Source organism: Salipiger sp. PrR007 (genome assembly GCF_010499845.1).
Classification (GTDB): Bacteria; Pseudomonadota; Alphaproteobacteria; order Rhodobacterales; family Rhodobacteraceae; genus Salipiger; species Salipiger pacificus_A.
Genome location: NZ_JAAGOZ010000019.1, coordinates 1 through 24,206 on the forward strand (window position 1 = coordinate 1; position 24,206 = coordinate 24,206).

Annotated in this window: 20 protein-coding genes; 9 read left to right on the forward strand and 11 right to left on the reverse strand. The window is 68.0% G+C overall.

Annotated features, from left to right (window positions below):
• Position 1: 1 nt before the first annotated feature.
• From G0Q01_RS09075 to G0Q01_RS09090, 4 genes are all read left to right on the forward strand, one after another.
• Complete coding sequence (locus G0Q01_RS09075; RefSeq protein ID WP_370457206.1) at positions 2-919, forward strand: LysR family transcriptional regulator; 918 nt, start codon at positions 2-4, stop codon at positions 917-919.
• A gap of 124 nt (positions 920-1,043) precedes the next feature.
• Positions 1,044-2,480, forward strand: a complete 1,437-nt coding sequence (gene puuE / locus G0Q01_RS09080) for an allantoinase PuuE (protein WP_235939901.1) — start codon at positions 1,044-1,046, stop codon at positions 2,478-2,480.
• A complete protein-coding gene (locus G0Q01_RS09085) occupies positions 2,477-2,965 on the forward strand; it encodes an ureidoglycolate lyase (protein WP_164192386.1) in 489 nt (162 codons plus the stop codon). Before puuE ends, G0Q01_RS09085 begins: the two co-directional genes overlap by 4 nt.
• A gap of 52 nt (positions 2,966-3,017) precedes the next feature.
• A complete protein-coding gene (locus G0Q01_RS09090) occupies positions 3,018-4,481 on the forward strand; it encodes a uracil-xanthine permease family protein (RefSeq protein WP_164192390.1) in 1,464 nt (487 codons plus the stop codon).
• A 177-nt stretch (positions 4,482-4,658) separates the two neighbouring features.
• On the opposite strand, the gene bhcD is transcribed toward G0Q01_RS09090, so the two are convergent.
• The 4 genes from bhcD to bhcA all read right to left on the reverse strand — a co-directional run bounded on the left by bhcD (position 4,659) and on the right by bhcA (position 9,059).
• The gene (gene bhcD, locus G0Q01_RS09095; RefSeq protein ID WP_164192393.1) at positions 4,659-5,624 is read right to left on the reverse strand and encodes an iminosuccinate reductase BhcD; all 966 of its coding nucleotides are present in this window, start codon (positions 5,622-5,624) and stop codon (positions 4,659-4,661) included.
• Positions 5,625-5,730: 106 nt separating this feature from the next.
• Entirely contained in the window at positions 5,731-6,894 is a 1,164-nt protein-coding gene (bhcC, locus tag G0Q01_RS09100) for a 3-hydroxy-D-aspartate aldolase BhcC (protein WP_164192397.1), read from the reverse strand.
• A 3-nt stretch (positions 6,895-6,897) separates the two neighbouring features.
• A complete protein-coding gene (gene bhcB / locus G0Q01_RS09105; protein WP_164192400.1) occupies positions 6,898-7,869 on the reverse strand; it encodes a beta-hydroxyaspartate dehydratase BhcB in 972 nt (323 codons plus the stop codon).
• Positions 7,869-9,059 (reverse strand): L-aspartate--glyoxylate aminotransferase BhcA, encoded by a 1,191-nt coding sequence (gene bhcA / locus G0Q01_RS09110; protein WP_164213299.1) that lies wholly within the window; start codon positions 9,057-9,059, stop codon positions 7,869-7,871. The genes bhcB and bhcA overlap by 1 nt, the downstream gene beginning before the upstream one ends.
• 168 nt (positions 9,060-9,227) lie before the next feature.
• Between bhcA and bhcR the strand changes: the two genes are divergently transcribed.
• Positions 9,228-10,070 carry an HTH-type transcriptional regulator BhcR gene (gene bhcR, locus G0Q01_RS09115; protein WP_164192406.1) on the forward strand — a complete coding sequence of 281 codons (843 nt, stop codon included), beginning with the start codon at positions 9,228-9,230 and terminating at the stop codon, positions 10,068-10,070.
• Here bhcR and G0Q01_RS09120 read toward each other — a convergent pair.
• The 6 genes from G0Q01_RS09120 to xdhA all read right to left on the reverse strand — a co-directional run bounded on the left by G0Q01_RS09120 (position 10,051) and on the right by xdhA (position 18,837).
• Complete coding sequence (locus tag G0Q01_RS09120; protein ID WP_164192409.1) at positions 10,051-10,932, reverse strand: bifunctional allantoicase/(S)-ureidoglycine aminohydrolase; 882 nt, start codon at positions 10,930-10,932, stop codon at positions 10,051-10,053. The genes bhcR and G0Q01_RS09120 overlap by 20 nt on opposite strands.
• Before the next feature lie 186 nt (positions 10,933-11,118).
• Entirely contained in the window at positions 11,119-12,456 is a 1,338-nt protein-coding gene (guaD, locus tag G0Q01_RS09125) for a guanine deaminase (RefSeq protein WP_164192412.1), read from the reverse strand.
• Between the two features lie 117 nt (positions 12,457-12,573).
• The gene (locus G0Q01_RS09130; protein WP_164192417.1) at positions 12,574-14,157 is read right to left on the reverse strand and encodes a xanthine/uracil/vitamin C permease; all 1,584 of its coding nucleotides are present in this window, start codon (positions 14,155-14,157) and stop codon (positions 12,574-12,576) included.
• A gap of 67 nt (positions 14,158-14,224) precedes the next feature.
• A complete protein-coding gene (gene xdhC / locus G0Q01_RS09135) occupies positions 14,225-15,052 on the reverse strand; it encodes a xanthine dehydrogenase accessory protein XdhC (protein ID WP_235939903.1) in 828 nt (275 codons plus the stop codon).
• On the reverse strand, positions 15,049-17,373 hold the full coding sequence (gene xdhB, locus G0Q01_RS09140) for a xanthine dehydrogenase molybdopterin binding subunit (protein ID WP_164192420.1): 2,325 nt from the start codon (positions 17,371-17,373) through the stop codon (positions 15,049-15,051). The genes xdhC and xdhB overlap by 4 nt, the downstream gene beginning before the upstream one ends.
• A gap of 12 nt (positions 17,374-17,385) precedes the next feature.
• Positions 17,386-18,837, reverse strand: a complete 1,452-nt coding sequence (xdhA, locus tag G0Q01_RS09145; RefSeq protein WP_164192424.1) for a xanthine dehydrogenase small subunit — start codon at positions 18,835-18,837, stop codon at positions 17,386-17,388.
• A gap of 157 nt (positions 18,838-18,994) precedes the next feature.
• Between xdhA and G0Q01_RS09150 the strand changes: the two genes are divergently transcribed.
• Positions 18,995-19,915 (forward strand): LysR family transcriptional regulator, encoded by a 921-nt coding sequence (locus G0Q01_RS09150; RefSeq protein ID WP_108970133.1) that lies wholly within the window; start codon positions 18,995-18,997, stop codon positions 19,913-19,915.
• A 326-nt stretch (positions 19,916-20,241) separates the two neighbouring features.
• On the opposite strand, the gene G0Q01_RS09155 is transcribed toward G0Q01_RS09150, so the two are convergent.
• Entirely contained in the window at positions 20,242-20,796 is a 555-nt protein-coding gene (locus G0Q01_RS09155) for a cytochrome b (protein ID WP_164192427.1), read from the reverse strand.
• 102 nt (positions 20,797-20,898) lie between these two features.
• On the opposite strand from G0Q01_RS09155, the gene G0Q01_RS09160 reads away from it, so the two are divergent.
• Genes G0Q01_RS09160 through G0Q01_RS09170 form a run of 3 tightly spaced genes read left to right on the forward strand, consistent with a single transcriptional unit; the run spans position 20,899 to position 24,205 of the window.
• Entirely contained in the window at positions 20,899-21,639 is a 741-nt protein-coding gene (locus G0Q01_RS09160) for a CDP-alcohol phosphatidyltransferase family protein (protein ID WP_235939909.1), read from the forward strand.
• 11 nt (positions 21,640-21,650) lie between these two features.
• The gene (locus G0Q01_RS09165; RefSeq protein WP_164192430.1) at positions 21,651-23,285 is read left to right on the forward strand and encodes a sulfatase; all 1,635 of its coding nucleotides are present in this window, start codon (positions 21,651-21,653) and stop codon (positions 23,283-23,285) included.
• Positions 23,282-24,205: a lysylphosphatidylglycerol synthase transmembrane domain-containing protein gene (locus tag G0Q01_RS09170; protein WP_164192434.1), complete on the forward strand. Its 924-nt coding sequence runs from the start codon at positions 23,282-23,284 to the stop codon at positions 24,203-24,205. The genes G0Q01_RS09165 and G0Q01_RS09170 overlap by 4 nt, the downstream gene beginning before the upstream one ends.
• Position 24,206: the final 1 nt, after the last annotated feature.

Genomic DNA, 24,206 nt, shown 5'->3' on the forward strand with positions numbered 1-24,206 from the left:
TATCCGCACCTTCGTCCGTGTCTACGAGTTGGGCAGCATGTCCGCCGCGGGCCGCGACCTGCGAATCTCACCGGCGGTCACTTCGGCGCGAATCTCGCAGCTCGAGGAGCATCTCAACGTGCGGCTCTTCCAGCGCACCACGCGCAACCTCGCCCCGACTGAGCAGGGTCGGGCCTTCTACGGGGGAGCGCGCGAAGTGCTCGAGGTGCTGGAGATGGCCGAGGCGCAGGTGGCCCAGCTCACCGACAACCCGAAGGGCTCGCTCTACGTCGCGGCGCCTCTCGGCGTCGGCAGGCGGCTGATCGCGCCCCATGTGCCCGGGTTCCTCAAGGAATACCCGGATGTGCAGATCCGCCTTCGCCTGTCGGATCGCAAGGTGGACCTGACAACCGAGGGGCTCGATCTGGCGTTCTTCCTCGGGACGCCCGAGGACAGCGCGCTGCGGATGCGCAAGATCGCCGATGTGCAGCGCGTGCTCGTCGCCGCGCCCTCCTACACCGCGCGGCGGGGCAACCCGACCTCGGGCGAGGCGCTGATCGCCCACCGCCACGAATGCCTCAACCTGCGCTTTCCCGGCGCCACCGAGTTCCAGTGGCGGCTGCGCACGCCCGAGGGGCCGAAACGCTTCGCCGTCTCCGGACGCTACGAATCCGATGACGGCGACGTGCTGACCGACTGGGCGCTGGCGGGCGAAGGGATCGCGCTGAAGCCGGTCTTCGAAGTGGCCGAATACCTGCGCATCGGCCGGTTGGTCCCGGTGGCCGAGGACACGCCGCCCGAGCCGATTCAAATGGCCTGCCTGTTCACCCATCGCAAGGGACAGGACCCCAAGACGCGGCTCTTCATGGATTACATCACCGACCGGGTCGGCGCGGCTATCCGGCAGGCCGAGGACCGCGCGACGGAAAGCGGGCGCTAGGGGCGCGCCGGGCTCCACGCAAGGTGGTTGAGGCAGCTTCAAACGGAAATTGAAAATCATCCGGCATTATCCGGATTACACCTTAGGGATGACCCGGAGGCAACACCGAAGGAGCCCGTCCCAGATGACGCTGCTGAGCCCGCTGACCGCACCCCGCTATCCCCGCGACATGACCGGATATGGCGAGTCCCCGCCCGCCGCGAACTGGCCGAACGGCGCGAAGATCGCGGTGCAGATCGTGGTGAATTACGAAGAAGGCGGCGAGAACAACATCCTGCACGGCGACGCCGCCTCCGAGGCCTTCCTGTCCGAGATCGTCGGCGCGGCGCCATGGCTGGGCCAGCGTCACTGGAACATGGAGTCGATCTACGAATACGGCGCCCGCGCCGGATTCTGGCGGCTGCACCGGCTGCTGAAGGACATCCCCGTCACCGTCTACGGCGTCGCCACCGCGCTTGCCCGTGCGCCAGAGCAGGTCTCTGCCATGCAGCGCGCCGGCTGGGAGATCGCCTCGCATGGGCTCAAGTGGGTCGAGCACAAGGACATGCCCGAGGAAGAGGAACGCGCGCAGATCCGCGAGGCGATCCGCTTGCACAGCCTTGTCACCGGCGCGCCGCCGCGCGGCTGGTACACCGGGCGCTGCTCGATGAACACCGTGCGTCTCGCCGCCGAGGAGGGGGATTTCGACTACATCGCCGACAGTTACGCCGACGACCTGCCCTATTGGGTGAAGGTCGGCAGCAAGGAGCAGCTGATCGTGCCCTATACGCTCGACGCCAATGACATGCGCTTCGCCTCGCCGCAGGGGTTCAACTCGGGCGACCAGTTCGAGACCTACCTGCGCGACAGTTTCGATACGCTTTATGAGGAGGGCCTCGCGGGGGCGCCGAAGATGCTGTCGATCGGCCTGCATTGCCGGCTCGTCGGTCGTCCGGGCCGGGTGGCGGCGCTGAAGCGGGTGCTGGCCCACATGGCCGCGCAGGAGGGCGTCTGGTTCGCCACCCGCGCGCAGATCGCCGAGCATTGGGCGACGGAGCATCCCGCGCCGACCGGCCCGCGCCCGTCGCGGATGGACCGCCGCGCCTTCGTGGAGGCCTTCGGCGGCGTCTTCGAGCACAGCCCTTGGATCGCCGAGGGCGCCCATGCGCTGGAACTCGGGCAGACCCATGACACCGCGCGCGGCGTTCATGCCGCGCTGGCGCGGGTCTTCCGCGCGGCCTCCGACGAACAGCGGCTTGCCGTGCTGACCGCGCACCCCGATCTGGCGGGCAAGCTGGCACAGGCCAAGCGGCTCACCGAGGAGTCGACCGCCGAGCAGGCGGGGGCGGGGCTCGATGCGCTGACCGATGCCGAGCGCGACGCCTTCACCGGGCTCAACGAGGCCTATACCGCGAAATTCGGCTTTCCCTTCATCATTGCCGTGCGTGACAACGACAAGGCCTCGATCATGAAGGCCTTTCACCGCCGCCTCGGCAATGATCGCGCCACCGAGTTCGACGAGGCGTGCAGGCAGGTCGAGCGCATCGCCGAGCTGCGCCTGATGGACAAGCTCGGCGCATGAGCCGGATCCTCGCCGAACCTCTTGCCGCCGCCGCCTTTGCCCCATTTGGCGAGGTGCTGGAGGCGGAGGGACCGCCTGACCGGATCATCAACCAGGGGCTGTGCGGACGTTTCCACGACCGCGCGACGCTCGACATGCTGGATGGCCACGCCGGGATCAGCCTCTTCAGGGCGGAGCCGCGCGCGCTGCCCTTGCGGCTCGAGATGGTCGAGCGCCACCCACAGGGCAGCCAGGCCTTTCTGCCGATGAGCCATGATCCGTTCCTCGTGGTTGTCGCCCCCGATGAGGGCGGCGTGCCGGGAACGCCCCGCGCCTTTCTCACCCGCCCCGGACAGGGGATCAATTTCCACCGCGGCACGTGGCACGGGGTGCTGACCCCGCTGCGCGCGCCGGGGCTCTTCGCCGTGATCGACCGGATCGGCGCGGGGCCAAACCTCGAGGAGCACTGGTTCGAAGAGCCTTACCTCGTTCACGCCACCGCGTGAGGAAGCCGGCAGCAAGACCGGCCCCGCGCCCCAGCAGGGAGCACCCCAAGACATGACCGACCACCGCATCGGAACGCCCGAGCAATTGCGCGATCCGAACTTCACCCCCGCGCTCAGCCGCGCCATCCCGCTCGGCATCCAGCACGTGCTGGCGATGTTCGTCTCGAACGTGACCCCGGCGATCATCGTCGCGGGCGCGGCGGGTTTCGGCTTCGGCTCGAACAGCCCCGACTTCCCGGAACTGCTCTACCTCATCCAGATGTCCATGCTCTTTGCCGGGGTGGCGACGCTGTTCCAGACACTGACGCTGGGGCCGATCGGGGCGGGCCTTCCGATCGTGCAGGGCACAAGCTTTGCCTTCATCCCGATCATGATCCCGCTGGTCGCGGGCAAGGGGGTCGACGGGCTTGCAGCCATGTTCGGCGGCATCCTCGCGGGCGGCCTCTTCCACGCGCTCCTTGGCACGGTGATCGGCCGCATCCGCTTTGCGTTGCCGCCGCTGGTGACCGGGCTGGTCGTCACGATGATCGGCCTCGCGCTGGTCAAGGTCGGCATCGAATACGCGGCGGGCGGCGTTCCGGCCAAGGAGGCCGGGCTCGCCAGCTACGGGTCTTGGGCAAGCTGGTCGGCGGCGCTGGTGGTGCTGGCGGTGACGCTGGGGCTGAAGTTCTTCGCCCGCGGCATGCTCAGCATCTCGGCGGTGCTGGTGGGCATTCTCGTGGGCTATATCTACGCGATCTTCACCGGGCTGCTGTCGTTCGACGCCATCGCCGGCTCGTGGCAGAACGCCGCCGCCTTCTCGCTGCCGCAGCCGTTCCGCTACGGCATCGAGTTCACGGTCGCCGGGGTCATCGGCTTTTGCCTGATGGCCTTCGTCTCGGCGGTCGAGACCGTCGGCGACGTTTCGGGCATCACCAAGGGCGGCGCGGGCCGCGAGGCCACCGACCGCGAGATCGCCGGGGCCACCTATGCCGACGGTGTCGGCTCGGCCATCGCCGGGATCTTCGGCGGCCTGCCCAACACCTCGTTCAGCCAGAACGTCGGGCTCATCGCCATGACCGGCGTGATGAGCCGCCATGTGGTGACCATCGGCGCGATCTTCCTGATTGTCTGCGGGCTGGTGCCGAAGGTCGGCGGCGTGATCCGCACCGTGCCGATCGAGGTTCTCGGCGGCGGCGTCATCGTGATGTTCGGCATGGTCGTCGCCTCGGGTATCTCGATGCTGTCCGACGTCGACTGGACGCGGCGCAACATGGTGATCTTCGCCGTGGCGCTCTCGGTCGGGCTCGGGTTGCAGCTCGAAGTGTTGAACGTCGCGCCGGGCGCGCCCAATGCGCTGCAGCACCTGCCCGACACGCTGCGCATCCTCGGCGCCTCGGGGATCCTGCCCGCAGCGGTGATCGCCATCGCGCTCAACCTCGTGCTGCCGAAGGAGCTGGCCGAGGAATCCACCGAAGAGGTTTCGGGCGGCATGGCCGGCCATCGCGGAGAGGAGCCGCGCGGCGAGAGCGCCTGACCCCATCGATCCTTCGCGGAAGCTGCGGCGCGCCCCTCGGGGCGCGCCGTTTGCATTCGGGAGAGCGCCGGGCGACCTTCGGCCTTTTTCCGGGTGGGCACGGGGGCTGCATTCCACAAAAGAGAAAGGGCGGAGGCTTGCCGCCTCCGCCCCGCCCGTGCACCGCAGTAAGATGGCTCAGAAATCGACCTCGATCGCGATGCCCTTCTCGATGGCCAGATCGACCACAGCCGCGGCCACGGCCAGATCCTGCAGGCCGACGCCGGTGCCGTCGAAGAGGGTGATCTCCTCGGCCGAGCTGCGCCCGATGTGTGCGCCGCCGATCACCGCGCCGAGTTGGATGATGTCGGCGTCGCCGATCAGCCCTGCGGCGACCGCGTGCTGCGCCTCGCCGATCGAGACCGACTGCGCGACTTCGTCGGTGAACACCGTCGCCTTTGCCAGCAGCTCCGGCGCGGCCTCCTGCTTGCCCTTGGTGTCGGTGCCCATGCAGGCGATGTGGCAGCCCGGCGAGACGTGCTCGGCAAGAAGGATCGGCGCGAAGGAGGAGGTGATCGAAATGATCACATCTGCCTCGCGCATGCCCTCGAGTTCGACCGCCTCGAAGGGCAGGCCCGCCTCGGCGGCAACCTTCTCGAGGTTGGGCAGCATCTCGGGATGCAGGTTCCAGCCGATCACCTTGTCGAAGTCGCGCTGCTCGAGCGCGGCCCGCAGCTGGAAGGTCGCCTGGTGTCCCGCGCCGACCATGCCGATCACCCGGGCGTCCTCTCGCGCGAGATGGCGGATCGACACCGAGGAGGCGGCGGCGGTGCGCAGCGCCGTCAGCAGGTTGCCCCCGACCATGGCCTTTGCCCTGCCGGTATCGGGATCGAAGAGGAACACGGTGGACTGGTGGTTGATGAGGCCACGCTCTTCGAGGTTGTTGGGCCAGTAGCCGCCGGCCTTCAGCCCCAGTGTCAGGCCGGAGCGGTCGAACCCGCCCTTGAAGCCGTAGAGCGCGTCTTGGTGGCCGATGGCTTCACGGACCACGGGGAAGTTGTAGGCGTCTCCGGCGGCCATGGCGGCAAACACCTTCTCGACCGCGGCAAAGGCGGCCTCGCGAGTCATCAGGTCGGCGATCTCGCGTTCGGGAACGATGAGCATGGGGCTCTCCTTTCGTGAAAAAGGCCCGCGCGCCGGGACTATGGACGCGCGGGCAAGGCGCGCCCGCGGGGTGAGCGGGCGCGCGGGGCATGAGGGGGGGTGCGGTTCAGTAAGCCTTGCCGCGCGCCGAGACCGGCCAGAGCGTCTCGACCTTGCCGCCGCGCACGCCGACGTACCAGTCGTGGACATTGGCGGTGGGGTCGCAGTGGCCGGGCACCAGCTTCAGCTTGTCGCCGACCTTCAGCACGCCCGAGGGATCGGCGATCACGCCGTGCTCGTCCGAGCACTTGACGTATTCCACGTCGGTGCGCCCGTAGATCACCGGCAGGCCACTGTCGATGGACTGGGCCTTGAGGCCCGCGTCGCAAATCGCCTTGTCGGACTTGGCGTGGCTCATCACCTGGGTGAGGATGAAGAAGGCATTCTCCCATTCGCCGTCGTCGATGCGGTTGCCGTCCTTGTCACGGATCCGGCCGTAATCGGCATCCATGAAGGCGTAGGAGCCGCATTGCAGCTCGTTGTAGACGCCGGAGTTGCTCTCAAAATAGTAGCTGCCGGTGCCGCCGCCAGAGACCAGATCGGGCTTCAGGCCCACGGCCTCAAGCGCGGCGACGGCCTCCTTCACCTGCGCGATGGCAACGTTCAGCTTGTCGCGCCGCGCCTCGTAGCTGTCGAGGTGCTGCATGGCGCCCTGGTAGGCTTGGATGCCGGTGAATTCGAGGCCCTGGGCGGCATCGATGGCAAGCGCGATCTGCACAACCGCCTCGGAGGTGGTCACGCCGCAGCGGCCCGCGCCGCAGTCGATCTCGACGAAGCACTCGATGGTGGTGCCATGGCGCTGCGCGGCCTCTGCCAGCTCGGCCACATTGGCGAGGTCGTCGACGCAGACGATGATCTTCGCGCCGAGCTTCGGCAGCCGCGCCAGCCGGTCGATCTTGCGCGGATCGCGCACCTGGTTCGAAACCAGCACATCCTTGACGCCACCGCGCACGAAGACCTCGGCCTCCGACACCTTCTGGCAGCAGACGCCAATGGCCCCGCCGAGCCGGATCTGCAGCTTGGCCACGTCCACCGATTTGTGCATCTTGCCGTGCACGCGGTGACGCATGTTGTGGGCGCGGGCGTAGTCGCCCATCTTGCGGATGTTGCGCTCGAGCGCATCCAGATCGAGCACGAGACAGGGTGTCTGGATGTCCGCCGCGTCCATGCCCGGCAGGGCGGGCACGTCGAAGCCGACCTCGAGTTGGTCGAAAGTCACGGGTGCATTCATGGCTCAGGCTCCTTTGGTCCAGGGCAGACGGTCGAGATCGACATTGCCGCCGGTGATGATGAGACCGACGCGCTTTCCAGCGAAACGGTCGCGGTTCTTGAGGATTGTGGCAAGCGGCACGGCGCTCGATGGCTCCATCACGATCTTCATGCGCTTCCAGATCAGCTTCATCGCCTCGACGATTTCCTCTTCCGAGGCGGTGAGGATGTCGCTGACGTGGCTGGAGACGAAGTGCCAGGTCAGATCCTTCAGCGGCACCTTCAGCCCGTCTGCCACGGTCTCGGGCGCGTCATCGGCGATGATGTGCCCGGCCTTGAAGCTGCGGTAGGCGTCATCGGCCTGCTCGGGCTCGGCGGCGATGACCTGGACTTCGGGGGCGAGCGTGGAGAGCGTGAGACAGGTGCCCGAGATCATCCCGCCGCCGCCGATGGGCGCCACGACCATGTCGAGCCCGTCGGTCTGTTCCATGAACTCGCGCGAGCAGGTGCCCTGGCCCGCGACGACGCGGGGGTCGTTGTAGGGGTGGACGAAATCGCCCCCCGTCGCCGCCTGCACCTCGGCGAACACCGCCTCGCGCGAGCTGGTCGAGGGCTCGCATTCGGTGATGATCCCGCCGTAGCCGCGTACGGCGTCCTTCTTGGCCTGAGGCGCGCTCCGCGGCATCACCACGTTGCAGGGGATGCCGCGCCGCCCGGCGGCATAGCTCAGCGACAGCGCGTGGTTGCCCGAGCTGTGGGTGCAGACGCCGCGTGCCGCCTCGGCGTCCGTCAGGCTGAAGACCGCGTTGGAGGCGCCGCGCACCTTGAAGGCGCCGGCCTTCTGGAAGTTCTCGCACTTGAAGAAGAGCTGCGCGCCGGTGAGCTCGTTCAGGAAGGACGAGGTCAGGACCGGGGTGCGGTGGATGTGCGGCGTGATGCGGGCGTGGGCCGCCAGCATGTCGTCATAGGTGGGGATGCTCAGCGCGATATCCTTCATCACGCGGCCTCCTTCCGGACGAGCGCGGGGGTGGCGCGGTAGAACTCCTGCGCCGCCGCGACGCCCGAGCCGAGCGTGATGTCGAGCCCAAGGTCCTTCATGCACATCTCGGCGCAAGCGAGACCGGAAAGGGTCATCACATCGGTCAGGCTGCCGAGGTGGCCGATGCGGAACACCTTGCCGGCAACCTCGCCAAGCCCGGTGCCGAAGGCGACGCCATAGGTCTGCGCGGCGTGGCTGACAATGTCGGTGGCGTTGAACCCTTCGGGCGTGCGGATGGCGCTGACCGTGTCCGAGTAGACCTCGGGCGAGGCGGCGCAAAGTTCGAGGCCCCAGGCGCGGACCGCCGAGCGCACGCCTTCCGCGATGCGGTGGTGGCGGGCAAAGACGTTCTCCAGCCCCTCGTCCAGCAACAGGCGGCAGGCCTCGTTCAGCCCGTTCAGCAGGCCGACGGCGGGGGTGTAGGGGTAGGCGTTGTTGGCATAACCCTTCGCCATGTCCTGCACGTCGAAGAAGGTGCGCGGCAGCTTGGCGGTCTTTGTGGCCGCCATGGCCTTGTCGCTGAAGCCCACGATGGCAAGGCCCGGCGGCAGCATGAAACCTTTCTGCGAGCCGGTGACGGCGCAGTCGACGCCCCACTCGTCAAAGCGGAAATCCATCGAGGCGATCGAGCTGACGCCATCGACAAACAGCAGCGCCGGGTGGCCCGCGTCATCGAGCGCGCGGCGCACCGCGGCGATGTCCGAGCGCACGCCGGTGGCGGTCTCGTTGTGGGTGGCGAGAACCGCCTTGATACGATGCTGCTTGTCCGCGGCCAGGACCTCTGCGTAGCGCTCCGCGGGCAGGCCCTCGCCCCAGGGCGTCTCGACGACCTCGGCGTTCAGCCCGTGGCGCTGGCACATGTCGATCCAGCGGTGGCTGAACATGCCATTGCGCGCCGCCAGCACGGTGTCGCCAGGCGAGAGCGTGTTGCTCAGCGCCGTCTCCCAACCCCCGGTGCCGGTCGAGGGGAAGATGAACACCTCGGCGCGCGTGCTCTTCAGCACCTTGCGCACGCCCTCGCGGGCGGGGTGCAGGATCTGCCCGAACAGCGGCGAGCGATGGTCGATCGTCGGCATATCGCAGGCCTTGCGCAGGCGCTCGGGGATGTTGGTCGGGCCCGGAATGAAAACGGGGTTCGGAAAGCTCATGGCCACCTCCTCTGGTCGCTGGAAACGACCCTAACCGGAGGCGGCCCGCGGCGAAATTTTTTTGAAATCGTTTTTCAGAAATGAGCCAAGCAGGAAAAGCATTCGTTGTCAGTTGGTTGATTTTTTCATATCGTGAATTTCGCTTTCAAGATGAATGAAAGAGATTTTATGGATTCTCCTAAAGATGCCGAAATCACCCCCCGCCGTGCCCGCGGCCGGCCGCGTGGATGGGAGGACAACAGCGCGCAGAACACCATCAAGTCGCTCGACCGAGCGATGGAGGTGCTGGACTACCTGAGTGCCCGCCCAGGCCTCACGTTGTCGGAACTGGCGAGCGATCTGCAGCAATCCCCGGCCACGGTTTATCGCATCCTCGTCACCCTCGAAGGCCGGCGGATGGTCGAGTTCGATCCCACCGAGCAGCTCTGGCACGTCGGCCCGCAATCCTTTGTCATCGGCGCACGCTTCCTGCGCCGGACCAGCCTCGTCGAGCGGGCGCGACCTATCCTGCGCACGTTGATGGAAGACACGGGCGAGACGGCCAACCTCGGCATCGTGCGCGAGGCGTCGGTGCTTTTCGTCAGCCAGGTCGAGACACATGAGAGCATCCGCGCGTTCTTTCCGCCGGGCACGCTGTCGCCGCTGCATGCCTCTGGCATTGGCAAGGCGCTGTTGGCCGAGATGGCGGGGGAGCGCCTGGAGAAACTGCTGGCGCGGGACATGGAGCGCTTCACCGAGCACACGTTGGCCGAGCCGGAGGCACTGCGCGCCGATCTCGCGGCGATCCGGACGCGGGGCTATTCTATTGATGCAGAAGAAAAGAATCTGGGAATGCGCTGCATCGCGGCGGCGGTCTTCGATGTCTCGGGCGAGGCAGTGGCGGGCATTTCGGTGTCCGGCCCGACGATCCGTATGCGCGAGGAGAGCACAAACGAAACGAGCCGCGCGGTGATGCGCGCGGCCCGGGAGCTTACGGCGGCGATCGGCGGGGTCAGCCCGCCGGAGCGCTGACCTTGCGGGGCGCGGACATCGGCTGTGCCGCGCCCGACGGACGCAGCGCCATGTGCCGGTTGACGTCCTTGTAGAGCAGGTAGCGGAACCGGCCCGGACCGCCCGCGTAGCAGGCCTGCGGGCAGAAGGCGCGCAGCCACATATAATCCCCGGCCTCGACCTCGACCCAGTCCTGGTTGAGCCGGTACACCGCCTTGCCCTCGAGCACGTAGAGCCCGTGCTCCATCACGTGGGTCTCGGCAAAGGGGATCACCGCGCCGGGTTCGAAGGTCACAACCGTGACGTGCATATCGTGGCGCAGGTCCGACGGATCGACAAAGCGGGTGGTGGCCCATTTGCCGTCGGTGCCGGGCATGGGCGTGGGGGCGATGTCCTGCTCGTTGGCGATGATCACCTCGGGGTGGGGCAGGCCGGGCACTGCCTCGTAGGCCTTGCGGATCCAGTGGAAGCGCAGGATGTCTTCACCCGTGTTGCGCAGGCTCCAAAGCGTCGCGGGCGGCAGGAAGGCGTAGCCGCCCTCGCGCAGAACATGCGCCTCGCCTTCGACGGTCAGCACAGCTTCGCCGCCGACGACAAAGAGCACGCCCTCGGCGCCCGCGTCGGTCTCGGGATGGTCCGAGCCGCCGCCCGGCTGCACCTCCATAATGTACTGCGAGAAGGTCTCGGCAAAACCGCTGAGCGGGCGCGACAGCACCCACAGACGCGTGTCCTCCCAGAACGGGAGGAAGCTGGTGACGATGTCGCGCATCGTGCCCTTGGGGATCACCGCGTAGGCATCGGTGAACACCGCGCGGTCGGTCAGGAGCTGGCTTTGCGGCGGATGGCCGCCGGTGGGGGCGTAGTAGGAAGGGGTCTGGGTCATCTGGGGCTCCGATGGGAGGGGAACTGCCGGAAGTATGGGCCCTCCGGGCGGCGCGGGCGACAGGGCGCGGGGCGAAAAGTCCTTTTTGGAAAAAAGGATAATCGCGGCGCGGCTTTCGGATTTGCCGAAAGCCGCGCCCATGGATGCCTCATCTCGCCAGAGATGGCGGATGTGGCAGGGGCGGGTTCAGGCGGACTGCAGTTCGGGTCGCGGAGCGCGGACCGCTGCGTTTTTCTGCGGCAGGCCCGCGACATAGGTCTCTGCCACGGCGCGGTCGTCGCCAAGCATCTGAAGCACGAAAAGCTCTTCGCTCAGAGTCCCGGCCCGCTGCATGCGCAGGGCCATCGGCTCGGTCGCCGAGGAGTCGAGCACCACGATATCCGCCTCGGTCCCCGGCTCCAGCGTGCCGATCTTGTCCTCCAGCCCCAGCGCCACGGCATTGCCGCGGGTGATCCAGTGGAAAGCACGCAGCGGGTGGAGTTTCTGGCCCTGAAGCTGCAGCACCTTGTAGGCCTCGTTCAGGGTCTGCAGCATCGAGTAGCTGGTGCCCGCGCCGACGTCGGTTGCGATGCCATTGCAAATGCCGCGCGCGCGCAACCCGGCGTCGTCGAAGAGCCCGCTGCCAAGAAAGAGGTTCGAGGTCGGACAGAAGACGGGCTTGGCGCCGGTCTCGGCCAGCAGGTCGATCTCGCGGGGCTCGAGGTGGATCGAATGGCCGAGCAGCGTCTTGGGCCCAAGCAGGCCATACCGCTCGTAGACGCCAAGATAGTCCGGCGCTTCGGGGTAGAGGCTGAGCGTATAGGCGATCTCGTCGCGGTTCTCCGAGAGATGGGTCTGCAGGAAGCACTCGGGGTGCTCGGCGACGAGCGCGCCGGCCATTTCCATCTGCTCGGGGCTTGAGGTGATGGCGAAGCGCGGGGTGATGGCATAGCCGGCGCGGCCGCGGCCGTGCCAGCGGGCGATCAGCCGCTTGCTGGCGTCATAACCCGATTGCGGCGTGTCACGCAGCGCCTCGGGCGCGTTGCGGTCCATCATCACCTTGCCGCCGATCATCCGCATGTCGCGGCGCGCGGCAGCGGCAAAGAAGGCCTCGGCCGAGGTTTCGTGGACGGAAGCATAGGCGACCGCCGTGGTGGTGCCATGGGCGCAGAGCTGCGCCATCAGCCACTCTGCCATGGCCCCGGCATGGGCGGGATCGCCAAAGCGGGTCTCTTCGGGGAAGGTGTAGCTGTTGAGCCAGTCCAGCAGCTGCGCCCCCCAGGAGGCAATGACCTGCACCTGCGGGTAATGGATGTGGGTGTCGATGAAGCCGGGCATCAGCAGGTGCGGGCGGTGGTCCACCACCGGCACGCTCGGGGCCTGCCGGGCAAGCTGGTCGAAGGCGCCGCTGGCGCGGATCATCCCGCCCGCGATCAGGATCCCCCCATCCTCGATGTAGCGGTAGGCGGCATGGTCGTCGGGGCCCTGCGGCTCGGCGTTGAAACTGAGGATGCGTCCGCGCAGGAGCACTTGGTCGGTTTTCATCGGATCACCTTTCGGGGAGTTGGCCGGAGATCTGGCCGGGGATCTGGCGGGGGAGGGCATAGGGGCGCGGGCCGGGATATGGCCCGCGCCGGTGGGGTGAGGATCGCTCTGCCCGGATCACTCCGCGGGCGCGGCAGGCGGCTCCTCGACCACCACGTTCTGGTTCTGCGTCGCGCCTTCGCGGTGGAAGAGCGGGTAGATGTAGAGGAAGGCGGCGGCCATCAGGTAGCCGGCGGACACCGGGCCGAGCGCGGGCCAGTGCAGGCTGGCGCCATGGATGATCCCCACCAGCGACATGAGCGCGGCGGCGAGCGCGAAGCCCCCGGCATTGCGGAACCGCCCGTCGATCACGCTCGCGACGATCGCGCCCCAGATGAGCCCGGTGAGGATCGCACCCTGGCTCAGCGACAGGTGCCCCGCGAAATGCGCGCCCTGCTGCAGCAGCGCGGCGGTCAGCGCCTCGTCACCCAGCTGCGGCAGGCCCTGCACGCCGGTGGCCTGCAGCGCGCCCATCAGCGCCCCCCATTTGATCATCAGGAAGGACGACACATGCGGCATCATCGCGATGGTGACGGCGGCCATATGCGCAGGTTTGACGCAATGGGCGGTGTTGGTGATCAGGCTCAGCGCCACGAAGACCAGCACCGGCGCGGCGGCGGCCTCGGGGATCAGGTTGTTGAGGAAGGCCAGCAACCCGAGGAAGGCGGCCAGCGGAATGACCAGACCCACACCGATGATGTATCCCGCGTGCGCACCCATGCGCTTGTAGGCCGGGTGGCCGATATAGGCGGTGGTGGGGAAGGGCGAGCCGAAGACCGCGCCGATCATCGTGCCGAGCCCGTCGGTGATCTGGCACACGCCCACCGGGTAGTGATCGCCGGCGCTTTCCGCGCTCTCGACGTTGTTCATCGTCTCGATGAAGTTGTAGATCTGCACGGGCACCAGCACGAGGAAGAGCTCGGGGTTGGCGAAGAGATGGTTGATCCCCGCCATCAGGTCTCCGACATAGGGAAGCGGCGGATAGAAGCCGGTGCCCTCGAAGCTGATCCGCGCCTCGCCGATGCTGAACGCCACGGCGGTGCCGACAATGAGCGCCAGCAGGCCCGCGGGGATGTTGAACGGCAGGCGGAACTGCCCGACAAGCCCCCAGAGGATGATGATCATCGAGGCAAAGCCGATGTAGGGCTGCTCGAAGATGGTGGCCAAAGGCACGGTGCCGATGAACACCAGCGCGATGCCGCAGAGCGTGCCGAGCATCCCGGCGCGCGGCGTGACTCGCTTCAGCCAGGGCCCGACGATGGCACCGAGGGCGGCGACGATGCCTCCCATGAAGCCCGCGCCGATGCCGACCTGCCAGGCCAGCATCGGATCGTTGGTGGCCCAGTAGATCGGACCGATGACCCCGAAGAGATAGACGAACATCACCGGCGTCGAGATGCCGTAGGGCAGGGCCGTGACATCGCGCCCATGCCGTGCTGCGGCGCGCTTGGCAAGCACCACATAGGCCGCGACGCCCGACAGGATCGCCACCGCCGCGCCGGGCAGGATGCGGCCGTAGACGATCTCGGCGGGCATCCCGAAGACGAACTGGCAGACGCCCGCCAGCACCATCAGGTTGATCAGATTGTCGGTGAACAGCGCCCAGAAAGCACTGAAATCGCTGCGTGAGAACAGCGTGTAGTGATAACTCCCTTCCCGCATGTGGGATCTCCTCGGGTTGCTTGCGGTTGTCCCGCGCCGCCCGCTCCTCTTCGGGCGGACGCGGGGGTTATTCTGCGGCGAAAGCCATGGGCCGCGCCGCGCCTTGCTGGAGGGTGAGGGCGGTGAGCACCTCGGCCACGACAAAGGCGGCGATCACCTCGGGGCGCTTGTCGCGGCTGCCCTGTGCGCCGATCGGGCAGGTGAGGGCCTCGTCCGAGAGCCCGTCGCATTCATTCCGCGCGAAGCGGCGGAACTTCTCGCGTTTCGTGGCCGAGCCGATCAGCCCGACATAGCGCGCATCCTGCCGCTTTAGCGCCGCGGAGGCGCAGAGAAAGTCGAGCGCGTGGTCATGTGTCAGCACGATGAAGGCGCTGCCCGCCGGGGCCATGGCGATCTCCAGCTCGGGCAGGGCGCTGAGCACCGTGTCGACCTTCGCGGCGCAGAGCGCCAGCTCCTCGGCGCGCTCGTCCACCAGAAGGCAGCGGACGGGCAGGTGCTGCATGAGATCGGCCAGCGCGCGGCCGACATGGCCCGCGCCGTGGATCTGCACCATCGGCAGCGCGGCGGCCTCCTCCGCCGCGCGTGCCAGCGCAAGGCGCCGGTCCTGCGCGCCCATCCGGGTGAACGAGACCTCGACCCTGCCGCCGCAGCACTGCCCGATTTCGGGTCCAAGTGGCAGGTCGAGCGTCTCCGCGAGATCGCCCCGCGCCAGCATCCTCCGCGCGGCGGCGATGGCGCGGTGTTCGAGCTGGCCGCCGCCGATGGTTCCGTGACGCGCCGCCTCGGAGACATACATCTCGCAGCCGAGCTCGCGCGGCGAGGAGCCGCGCACCCGGCTCAGCCGCAGGCGGGCCATGGGGCCGGGCGCGGCGAGGAAGTTTTCCAGCGTGCTCATGACCGTCCCGCCAACCGCTCGACCGCCAGCAGCACGCGCTCGGGGGTCGCGGGGGCATCGAGGCGCGGGCATTCGCGGTAGTCGGCGACGCTCGCCACGGCCATCGACAGCGCTTCGAAGACCGAGATGCCCAGCATGAAGGGCGGCTCGCCCACGGCCTTGCTGCGCTTGATGGTGCGCTCGCGGTTCTGCGACCACTCGGCGAGGTTCACGTTGAAGACGCGCGGACGGTCCGAGGCGAGCGGGATCTTGTAGGTCGAGGGCGCATGGGTGCGCAGCGCGCCCTTGTCGTCCCACCAGAGCTCTTCAGTGGTGAGCCAGCCCATACCCTGCACGAAGGCGCCCTCGACCTGGCCGCGGTCGAGTACCGGGTTCAGCGAACGGCCCACGTCGTGCAGGACGTCGGTGCGCTCGACGCGGTATTCACCGGTCAGCGTGTCGATGGTCACTTCCGAGCAGGACGCGCCATAGGCGTAGTAATAAAACGGGCGCCCCTTGCCTGCCGCGCGGTCCCAGTGGATGTCGGGCGTCTTGTAAAAGCCAGCCGCAGAGAGGTGCACGCGGGCCATGTAGGCGGCCTTGATCACTTGCTCCCACGGCAGAAGCTGCGCGCCCAACTGCACATGTCCCGGCACGAAGCGCACCTCTTCCGGCGTCACGCCCCAGTGCCCCGCGGCGAACTCCACCAGCCGTGACTTGATCTGCTCGGCGGCATCGAGCGCGGCCATGCCATTGAGATCCGAGCCCGAAGAGGCGGCGGTCGCCGACGTATTGGGCACCTTCTCAGTGGTGGTGCGGGTGATCTTGATGCGCTCGAAATCCACCTGGAAGGCATCGGCCACCACCTGCGCCACCTTGGTGTTGAGCCCTTGGCCCATCTCGGTGCCGCCGTGATTGAGATGGATCGAGCCGTCCGAGTAGACGTGGATGAGCGCGCCTGCCTGATTGTAATGGGTGGCGGTGAAGGAGATGCCGAACTTCACCGGCGTCAGCGCGATGCCCTTGCGCAGCACGCCGCCCTGCGCGTTGAAGCCAAGAATATCGCGGCGGCGCTGCTGGTAGTCACAGCTTTCCTCCAACTCCGAGACCACCCGGCCGATGATGTTGTCGGTGACCTCCTGGTGGTAGGGGGTCAGGTTCCGCCCGTCGTGAGCATCGCCGTAGAAGTTTGCCTTGCGCACCTCCAGAGGGTCCTTGCCGAGCGCATAGGCGATCTCCTCGATCATCCGCTCGGCAGCGACCACCCCCTGCGGCCCGCCGAAGCCGCGGAAGGCGGTGTTCGAGACGGTGTTGGTCTTCATCGGGCGGCTCTGCAGCCGGACATGCGGATAGAAATAGGCATTGTCGGCATGGAAGAGCGCGCGGTCGGTGACCGGGCCGGAAAGGTCCGAGGACCAGCCGCAGCGGGCCGCGAAGCTGCCGTCGACCGCGCGAATGCGGCCGGCGCCGTCGAAAGCCACGTCGTAGTCGATGACGAAGTCGTGCCGCTTGCCGGTGGCGGTCATGTCCTGATCGCGGTCGGGGCGAATTTTCACCGGTCGGTTCAGGCGTTTGGCGGCCAGGGCCGAGACCACGGCGAAGAGGTTCATCTGGCTTTCCTTGCCGCCGAAGCCGCCGCCCATGCGCCGAACGTTGACCACCACGGCGTTGCTCGGGATGCCAAGGACATGCGCCACCATGTGCTGCGCCTCGCTCGGATGCTGGGTCGAGCAGTGCACCATCACGTCCTCGTCCTCGCCGGGCAGGGCAAAGGCGATCTGGCCCTCGAGGTACATGTGGTCCTGCCCGCCGACCGAGATCCGCCCCTGCAGCCGGTGCGGCGCTGCAGCCATCGCGCTCTCGACCTCGCCGCGCTCGAGCTTCAACGGCTCGGTGACGAGCGGATAGCCCGCCGCCTGCGCCGCGACCGGGTCCAGAGCGTGGGGCAGCGGGTCTGCGTCGACCTTTGCCAAGGCGGCGGCGCGGCGGGCGGCGTCGCGGGTTTCGGCGATCACTGCAAACAGCGGCTGACCATGGAACTCGATCTGTTCCGTAGGGAACACTGGCTCGTCGCCGCGCCCGGTGGGGCTGATGTCGTTCTGGCCGGGGATGTCGGCGGCGGTGAGCACGTCGACGACGCCCGGCGCGGCGCGCACCTCCGAGAGGTCGAGACCCTTCAGCGTGGCATGGGCGACGGTGGACACTCCGAGATAGGCGTGCAGCGTGCCCACCGGCTCGGCGATGTCGTCGGTGTACTCGGCAAGGCCCCGGACGTGCTTGATCGCGCTGTCGTGCTGGCGGTCCTCGTGGACCGCGCCGCGGATGTTGGGCTGATGTTTCATGGTTTTCCTCCCTCAGGCGCTCAGGCGGACGGGCAAACCGTCCTGTTCGAGAAAGAACCGCCGCAGCAGGTTCTGCGCGACACGCATCCGGTAGTCGGCGCTGGCCCGCCAGTCGCTGAGCGGGGCGAAATCCTCGGACATGGCGCGCGCGGCAGTGGCAAAGGTCGCCTCGCTCCACGGCTGGCCCTGCAACGCGGCCTCCGCGGTTGCGGCGCGTTTCGGCGTCGCGGCCATGCCGCCAAGCGCGATGCGGGCGTCGGTGATCATCCCGCCTTTCACCGTCACGCTGAGTCCCGCGGCGACGGCGGAGATGTCCTCGTCGCGGCGTTTCGAGATCTTGTAGGCGGCGCAGCGGGTGGCGGGGGACGGCAAGGGAATGCGGATGCTCTCGACGAACTCGCCAGGGCGGCGGTCCTGCTTGCCGTAGTCGACGAAGAACGCCTCCAGCGGCAGGCTCCGGCGGTCGGCAGCGTGGCGCAGGGTGACCTCCGCGCCGAGCGCGATCAGCACCGGGGGCGTGTCGCCAATGGGCGAGCCATTGGCGATATTGCCGCCGATCGTGCCCATGTTGCGCACCTGCCAGCCGGCGATGCGGTCCCAGTACGCGGAAAGATGCGGCAGGTGCTCGGCGATCAGTGGCTGCAGTTCGGAATAGCTGACACCGGATCCAAGGGTGATCGCCTCCGGGCTGACCTCGACAGATTTCAGCTCGGGCAGATGGGCGATGAAGATCGCCGGCGATATCGGGCGCAGGAACTTGGTGACCCAGAGGCCGACATCGGTGGACCCGGCGATCACCGTCGCCTGCGGATGCGCGGCATAGGCGGCGGCGAAATCATCAAGATCGGCGGGGAGGATGGCGCGGTTGTCGTCGGGGCCGGTCTCGACGCGGCGCCCGTCCTTCAGCGCTGTCAGCTCGGCGGCAACGCGGTCCCGCTCGAGGGTGAGGTGATCGGCCTCCGGCGTGCCGTACTGGCTTGCCGCCACGGCGGCGCGGATGATCGGCGCGTAGCCTGTGCATCGGCAGAGGTTGCCCTGAAGCGCGGTTTCCACCTGCGCTTCGGTCGGCTGCGGGATCTGCATCCAGAGCGCGTAGAGCGACATGATGATGCCCGGAGTGCAGAAGCCGCATTGCGCGCCGTGATGCTCGACCATCGCCCGCTGCACCGGGTGCAGCGCACCGTCGCGGCCCGAGAGGTGTTCGACTGTCACCACATGGCAGCCGTCGAGAGAGGCGGTGAAGCGGATGCAGGCGTTGACCGCTTCGTAGCGAAGCGCGCCCTCGTGCAGGCGGCCGACCAGCACGGTGCAGGCGCCGCAGTCGCCTTCGGCGCAGCCTTCCTTGGTGCCCGTGAGGCGGCGCTCGATCCGCAGGAAGTCGAGCAGGGTCTGGCTGGCGGGAACCTGGGGCAGGCTCACAGCCCTCCCGTTGAGCAGAAAGCGGATCTCGCTTCGGTGCGTCATGCATCCCTCCGTGGCTGAGCATGTGGCTGGGTGATCGGAGGCGACGCTAGCGCAAGGCACTCTCTCTGAATACGCGTGGTTTCGCCAAGGACTTTATACAGATCGTTGATAATGATCTGTCGCGGCGCGTAGTATGCCGGGGCAGAGGAGCCGAACCATGCAATACATCGAGAGCCTGCGGGTGTTTGTCCGGGTGGTCGAACTGGGCAGCATCACATCGGGTGGGCGCGATCTTCGGCTGACACCGGCGGTGGCGAGCAAGCGGATCAAGGAACTGGAAAGTCGGCTCGGCGTCCGGCTTTTCAACCGCACCACCCGGTCGATCACCCCGACCGAGGTTGGTCGCGTGTTCTACGATCAGGCGCGCACGGTGCTGGCCTCGGTGGACGAGGCCGAAGCGGTGGTGGCGAATTTCTCCGAGACGCCGCGCGGCGCGCTGCGGGTGACGGCGCCGCTGGGGATCGGGCGGCGCATCATCGCGCCGCTGGTGCCCGAGTTCACCGAAAGATATCCCGAAGTGCAGGTGCAGATGCGGCTGTCGGACCGGCTGGTGGACATGATGGGCGAGCGGCTTGACGTGGCCTTCTTCCTCGGGGTGCCGAAGGATTCAAACCTTAAGCTGCGGCACATTCATGATTGCCCGCGCGTGCTCTGCGCCGCGCCTGCCTATCTCGAAAAACGCGGCATCCCCGCCGCGCCCGAGGACCTGCTCGGGGGGCGGCACAATTGCCTTCTTCTGCGGTATCCCCGTTCGCCCGAGTATTTCTGGCAGCTACGGACCGCCACGGGGTTGCGCCGACTGGAGGTGGAGGGCCCCTTCGATGCTGACGACGGCGACGTGCTGACCCGCTGGGCGCTGGACGGCCATGGCATCGTCAACCGGCCGCGGCTCGAGGTCGCGCAGCATCTGCGCAGCGGCGCGCTGATCGAAGTGCTGCCCGACACGCCGCCGATGCCTTCGACTCTCGGCTGCCTCTTCCAGCATCGGAAATTGCAGGACCCGAAGATCAGACTCTTCGTCGATTACATGGCGGCCGCCGTGAAGACGTCGATCGCGGGGGGTGAGAGCGCGGAATAACCTGCCGAGGGCGGAGCGCGCACGATCGTCGCACGGGTCTGCATCGCAGGCGCCGAGTTACGGCATCTTGTGAACCAGAGACAGGGGTGGCTTCAGCCCCCTTGATCGCGGCCCTTTCGTCGCCACGGAAGAGGGGCGGTTTCCCGGGCGTCTCGTTGCGGCCTGCGCCGCCGGATGCCGCCGGTCGGCAGGCAGCCCTGCGTCGTCAGCGCCGCGAACATCTTGCTGATTCACAGCCGCGCCTTCCCGGGTCTTCGGCGGCGACATCGCGCGTGTCGTCATCTGAGCCGGTGGGACCGAGGCATAGCAGGATGAAGTCTGAGAGATCAGGCGGGCGGCCACATGCGGTTGAACACCCCGTCGCGCTTTACCAGCCCGTGCAGCGCGGCGGCGCCTATGTGCACGGCGATGAGCAAGATCAGAACGGTCTTCGCCAGCTCGTGAAAGCCGCTGGCGGATTTTGCCAGCGCCTCGTTCTTGCCAACCATTCCGCCGAGCAGCGGGTCCCAGACCTCCATCGGGAACCCGCCGGCCTGCACCCGGACGATGCCGGAGATCACCATCGCCACCAGCACGATGTAGAGCAGCCAGTGCACCCCCTTCGCCGCCAGCGCCTGCAGCGCCGGCACAGTGGCGGGAAGCGGGGGCGGTGGAGAGATCAGCCGCAGCGCGAGCCGCAAGGCGACAAGCAACAGGATGATCGGGCCGATGTTCTTGTGAAAGAGAAAGAGCGCGTCTTGCTGCGCCCGGGGCAGCCCTTCCTGCACCATGATCAGCCCCGCGGGGATGGTGGTGAAGACGAGCAGTACCGTCAGCCAGTGCAGCACCCGAGCCGCACGTGAATAGCGAGGGGAATGCCCTGTCTGGGACAGGCTTGCCATGCGCCCACCTCCCGGTTCTGAGCTGTCACAGCGTAGTGAGTATCTGCCCCAACGTAAAGGGCGGTGCTTGACAGGCTCTGACATGGCAGCACTTCATTCGAGATGGATCTGCCGCCGCCCCACCTGCAGCGCGCCCCGGCTCTGACCGGTGCAAGGACGCCTTTCGCGTCCCTGATGCTGCTGGCCACTGGCTTTGCGATCGCGCTCTTTGCGCTGTCGTGGTGGCTGGTCGGATCGGCGATGCTGCTGCCAGTGCTGGGCTTTGGGCTGGGGGCGTGCATCGCGGGCCACTTCCTGCTGCGGCACTGGACCGCGCCGCGGCTCGGCTATGCCAATGCGCTCACCCTCGGCAGGCTGGCGCTGGCGGCGCTCATGCTGGTGCCCTTGGCGCGCCCCGGGCTGACCGAGGGCGCGTCGGGCTGGGGTTTCTTCTGCCTCGCCTTGCTCACTTTGGCGCTCGATGGGGTCGACGGCCCGCTGGCCCGGCGCAGCGGACTGGATGGACCATGGGGCGCGCGGTTCGACATGGAGGTCGACAGCGTCTTTGCCCTGTTGCTCGCGGCGGTCGCCTGGCGCAGCGGCGCGGCGGGAGGCTGGGTGCTGCTTCTGGGCAGCCTGCGTTACCTTTTCGTGACCGCGAGCATGCTCTGGCCGTGGCTGACCGCGCCATTGCCACAGCGGGTCCGCCGCAAGCTGGTCTGCGTGGTGCAGATCGCGGTGCTGGCGGCGCTGCTCGCGCCGGTGGCCGTGCCGCCGTGGTCCGAGGTCGCGGCGCTGCTGGCACTGGCGCTGCTGGTGTGGTCCTTCGCGCGCGACGTTCTCTGGCTGGCGAGGCGGCGGTGACCGGGCCCGGCATGGCAGCGACGCTCCGCCTCTGGTTGGCGCTTGTCCTCTCGGCGGTGCTTGTCGATCTTGTCCTGGTCCTGCCGAACCACCCGGATGCGCTGCACTGGCCTGCGCTGGCGATGGTGCCGCTGGAATTGCCGGTGCTGCTGCTGGGCATGCTGGCGCTTGGCGGGCACGCCCGGCCGCTGGCAATCGCAGCCACCGCGGCGCTCACCCTGATCACGGCGCTCAAGCTGGCTGATCTTTCCGCCTATGCCGCCTTCGGTCGGGGCTTCGATCCGCTGGCGGACATGCATCTTGTGCCGGCCGCGGCGCATTTGCTGCGCGGCAGCGCGGGACTGGCGGGCGCTCTGGCAATCGGCGCAGCGCTGGCGCTGCTGCTGGGCGGCGCGATGATCCTTCTCTACCGTGCGCTGCGGTTATGGGCCCGCAGCGGCAGTCGGCTCCCGGGCGGCCTGCGGCTCTTGGCGGGCGGGGTCGCGCTGGTGTTCGCGCTGCTCTGCGCTGCCGAGATCCGCACGGCGCTCAATGGCTGGCAGGGCTGGCGCCCGCCCGGCAGCGCGTTCACCGCGCGGCTGACGGCCGAGCATATCCGAGGCTTCGCCCGCGCGCGTGCCGCATTGGCCGAGTTCGAGCGCGCCGCCGCCGAGGATCCCTGGGCCCGCCGCGGCAATCTTCTGTCGAAACTCGCGGGGCGCCCGGTGGTGATCGTCTATGCCGAAAGCTACGGACGCGCGGCCTTTGACAACCCGCTCTATGCGCCGCGCCATCTCGCCACGCTGCACGCCGGAGAGGCGGCGCTGGCGCAGGCCGGGCTGGCGGCGCGCTCCGGCTGGCTGGCCTCGCCGGTGCAGGGCGGCCAGAGCTGGCTGGCCCATGCGACGCTCGCGGCGGGCGTGCAGGTCAGCGACCAGCGGCGCTATCGCGCCTTTCTGGCGAGCGCGCGGCAGACCCTGTTTACCCTCGCCGCGCGCTCGGGCTACCGGACGATGGCGGTGGCCCCGGCGATCGTGATGGATTGGCCCGAGGGACCGGCCATGGGGTTTCAGGAGATCCGCGCCGCCGCCGACCTCGGCTATCGCGGGCTGCCCTTCAACTGGGTGACCATGCCCGACCAGTACACGCTGGCGGCTTTCGACCGGGCGACCCTCGATCATGAAGAGCCGCTGATGACCGAGATCGCGCTGATCTCCAGCCATGCCCCCTGGACGCCGGTGCCGCAAATGGTGCCTTGGGAAAAAATCGGTGATGGCAGCATCTTCGACGCCGAGGCCACTCTCGGACCCAGCCCCAAGCAGGTCTGGGCTGATCCGGACCGCATCCGCGATCACTATGGCCGCTCGCTCGATTACACGCTGCGCACGGTGCTTTCTTGGGCAACGCTGCCACGCGGCCTACCGCCGCTCCTTATCCTGCTCGGCGACCATCAGCCCGCCGAATTCGTTGCGCAGGCGGGCGGCAAGGATGTGCCCATCCATCTCATCGGCCCGGCGGATACGCTGCGTCTCTTCGATGAATGGGGCTGGGCAGAAGGATTGAAGCCCGCTGCCGCGCAGGAGGTCTGGCCGATGGCCGCGTTCCGAGACCGGTTCTTGCGCGCGACCAGCGAAGCGGGCGCCGAGAAGCGGGCAGACGGATCATGAGTGCGCTGCGTCTTTGTCTGCCGCTCGCGCTGATCGGGCTCTGTCTCTGGCTTGCCGATGGGGGCGAAGCTCTGCAGAGGCTCTTGGACGTCGCGCCAGGGTGGGGGCTGGCCACGCTGGGGCTGCTCAACGCGGTCACGCTGCTGTCGGCGCTGCGCTGGCAGCGAACCGCCAAGGCCCTGGGGCTTGAGCTGACGCGGAGCGATGCGGTGCGAGAGTATTACATGGCGCAATTTGTCAACCAGACCCTGCCCGGAGGCGTGCTTGGCGACGCGGCGCGGGCCGCGCGCAGCCGCCGGAGCGGCCCGCTGAGTCGCGCCGCGCAGGCGGTGGTGCTGGAACGCGCGGCGGGGCAGGCGGGCATGGCGATGGTCGCTCTCTCGGGCGCTGTTCTATTGCTCGCAGGCTCAGACCGCCCCGCGCAGGTCACGGGGCTCTCCGCCAGCCTTTGGCTGCCCGCCGCGGCATTGGCCATGCTGCCGGGCGCGCTTGCCTTGCTGCTTGCCAGCCGCAGGGGCCGGGCGAATGGCTGGCGCAGGGCCGCGCACACGGCACTCCTGGGCGACTGGCCCGCGCAGGCGGCGCTGTCGCTCACCATCGCCGTGCTGACCGTGGCCGCCTTCGTCACCGCCACGCGGGCCAGCGGCAGCCAGCTGCCCATAGGCAAGGCCGCGCTCATCGTGCCGCTGATCCTGGCCGCGATGCTTTTGCCGGCCTCTGTCGCCGGCTGGGGTTGGCGCGAGGGCGCGGCGGCGGCGCTCTTTCCGATTGCCGGCCTGGACGCCGGGGCGGGGCTGGCGGCCAGTATCACCTTCGGCCTCATCAGCCTGTGTGCGGCGCTGCCCGGGGCCTTTTTCCTGCGCCGCGCGCCGCAGACGGCACCAAGGACCTCTGTCGGCATTGCCTCAACCCCTGACTAAG

Excerpts from the sequence above, each read along its gene's own strand:
- puuE (WP_235939901.1), top strand. The coding sequence starts at position 1,044 with ATGACGCTGCTGAGCCCGCTGACCGCACCCCGCTATCCCCGCGACATG.
- G0Q01_RS09085 (WP_164192386.1), top strand. The coding sequence starts at position 2,477 with ATGAGCCGGATCCTCGCCGAACCTCTTGCCGCCGCCGCCTTTGCCCCA.
- G0Q01_RS09090 (WP_164192390.1), top strand. The coding sequence starts at position 3,018 with ATGACCGACCACCGCATCGGAACGCCCGAGCAATTGCGCGATCCGAAC.
- bhcD (WP_164192393.1), bottom strand. The coding sequence starts at position 5,624 with ATGCTCATCGTTCCCGAACGCGAGATCGCCGACCTGATGACTCGCGAG.
- bhcC (WP_164192397.1), bottom strand. The coding sequence starts at position 6,894 with ATGAATGCACCCGTGACTTTCGACCAACTCGAGGTCGGCTTCGACGTG.
- bhcB (WP_164192400.1), bottom strand. The coding sequence starts at position 7,869 with ATGAAGGATATCGCGCTGAGCATCCCCACCTATGACGACATGCTGGCG.
- bhcA (WP_164213299.1), bottom strand. The coding sequence starts at position 9,059 with ATGAGCTTTCCGAACCCCGTTTTCATTCCGGGCCCGACCAACATCCCC.
- bhcR (WP_164192406.1), top strand. The coding sequence starts at position 9,228 with ATGGATTCTCCTAAAGATGCCGAAATCACCCCCCGCCGTGCCCGCGGC.
- G0Q01_RS09120 (WP_164192409.1), bottom strand. The coding sequence starts at position 10,932 with ATGACCCAGACCCCTTCCTACTACGCCCCCACCGGCGGCCATCCGCCG.
- guaD (WP_164192412.1), bottom strand. The coding sequence starts at position 12,456 with ATGAAAACCGACCAAGTGCTCCTGCGCGGACGCATCCTCAGTTTCAAC.
- G0Q01_RS09130 (WP_164192417.1), bottom strand. The coding sequence starts at position 14,157 with ATGCGGGAAGGGAGTTATCACTACACGCTGTTCTCACGCAGCGATTTC.
- xdhC (WP_235939903.1), bottom strand. The coding sequence starts at position 15,052 with ATGAGCACGCTGGAAAACTTCCTCGCCGCGCCCGGCCCCATGGCCCGC.
- xdhB (WP_164192420.1), bottom strand. The coding sequence starts at position 17,373 with ATGAAACATCAGCCCAACATCCGCGGCGCGGTCCACGAGGACCGCCAG.
- xdhA (WP_164192424.1), bottom strand. The coding sequence starts at position 18,837 with ATGACGCACCGAAGCGAGATCCGCTTTCTGCTCAACGGGAGGGCTGTG.
- G0Q01_RS09150 (WP_108970133.1), top strand. The coding sequence starts at position 18,995 with ATGCAATACATCGAGAGCCTGCGGGTGTTTGTCCGGGTGGTCGAACTG.
- G0Q01_RS09155 (WP_164192427.1), bottom strand. The coding sequence starts at position 20,796 with ATGGCAAGCCTGTCCCAGACAGGGCATTCCCCTCGCTATTCACGTGCG.
- G0Q01_RS09160 (WP_235939909.1), top strand. The coding sequence starts at position 20,899 with ATGGATCTGCCGCCGCCCCACCTGCAGCGCGCCCCGGCTCTGACCGGT.
- G0Q01_RS09165 (WP_164192430.1), top strand. The coding sequence starts at position 21,651 with ATGGCAGCGACGCTCCGCCTCTGGTTGGCGCTTGTCCTCTCGGCGGTG.
- G0Q01_RS09170 (WP_164192434.1), top strand. The coding sequence starts at position 23,282 with ATGAGTGCGCTGCGTCTTTGTCTGCCGCTCGCGCTGATCGGGCTCTGT.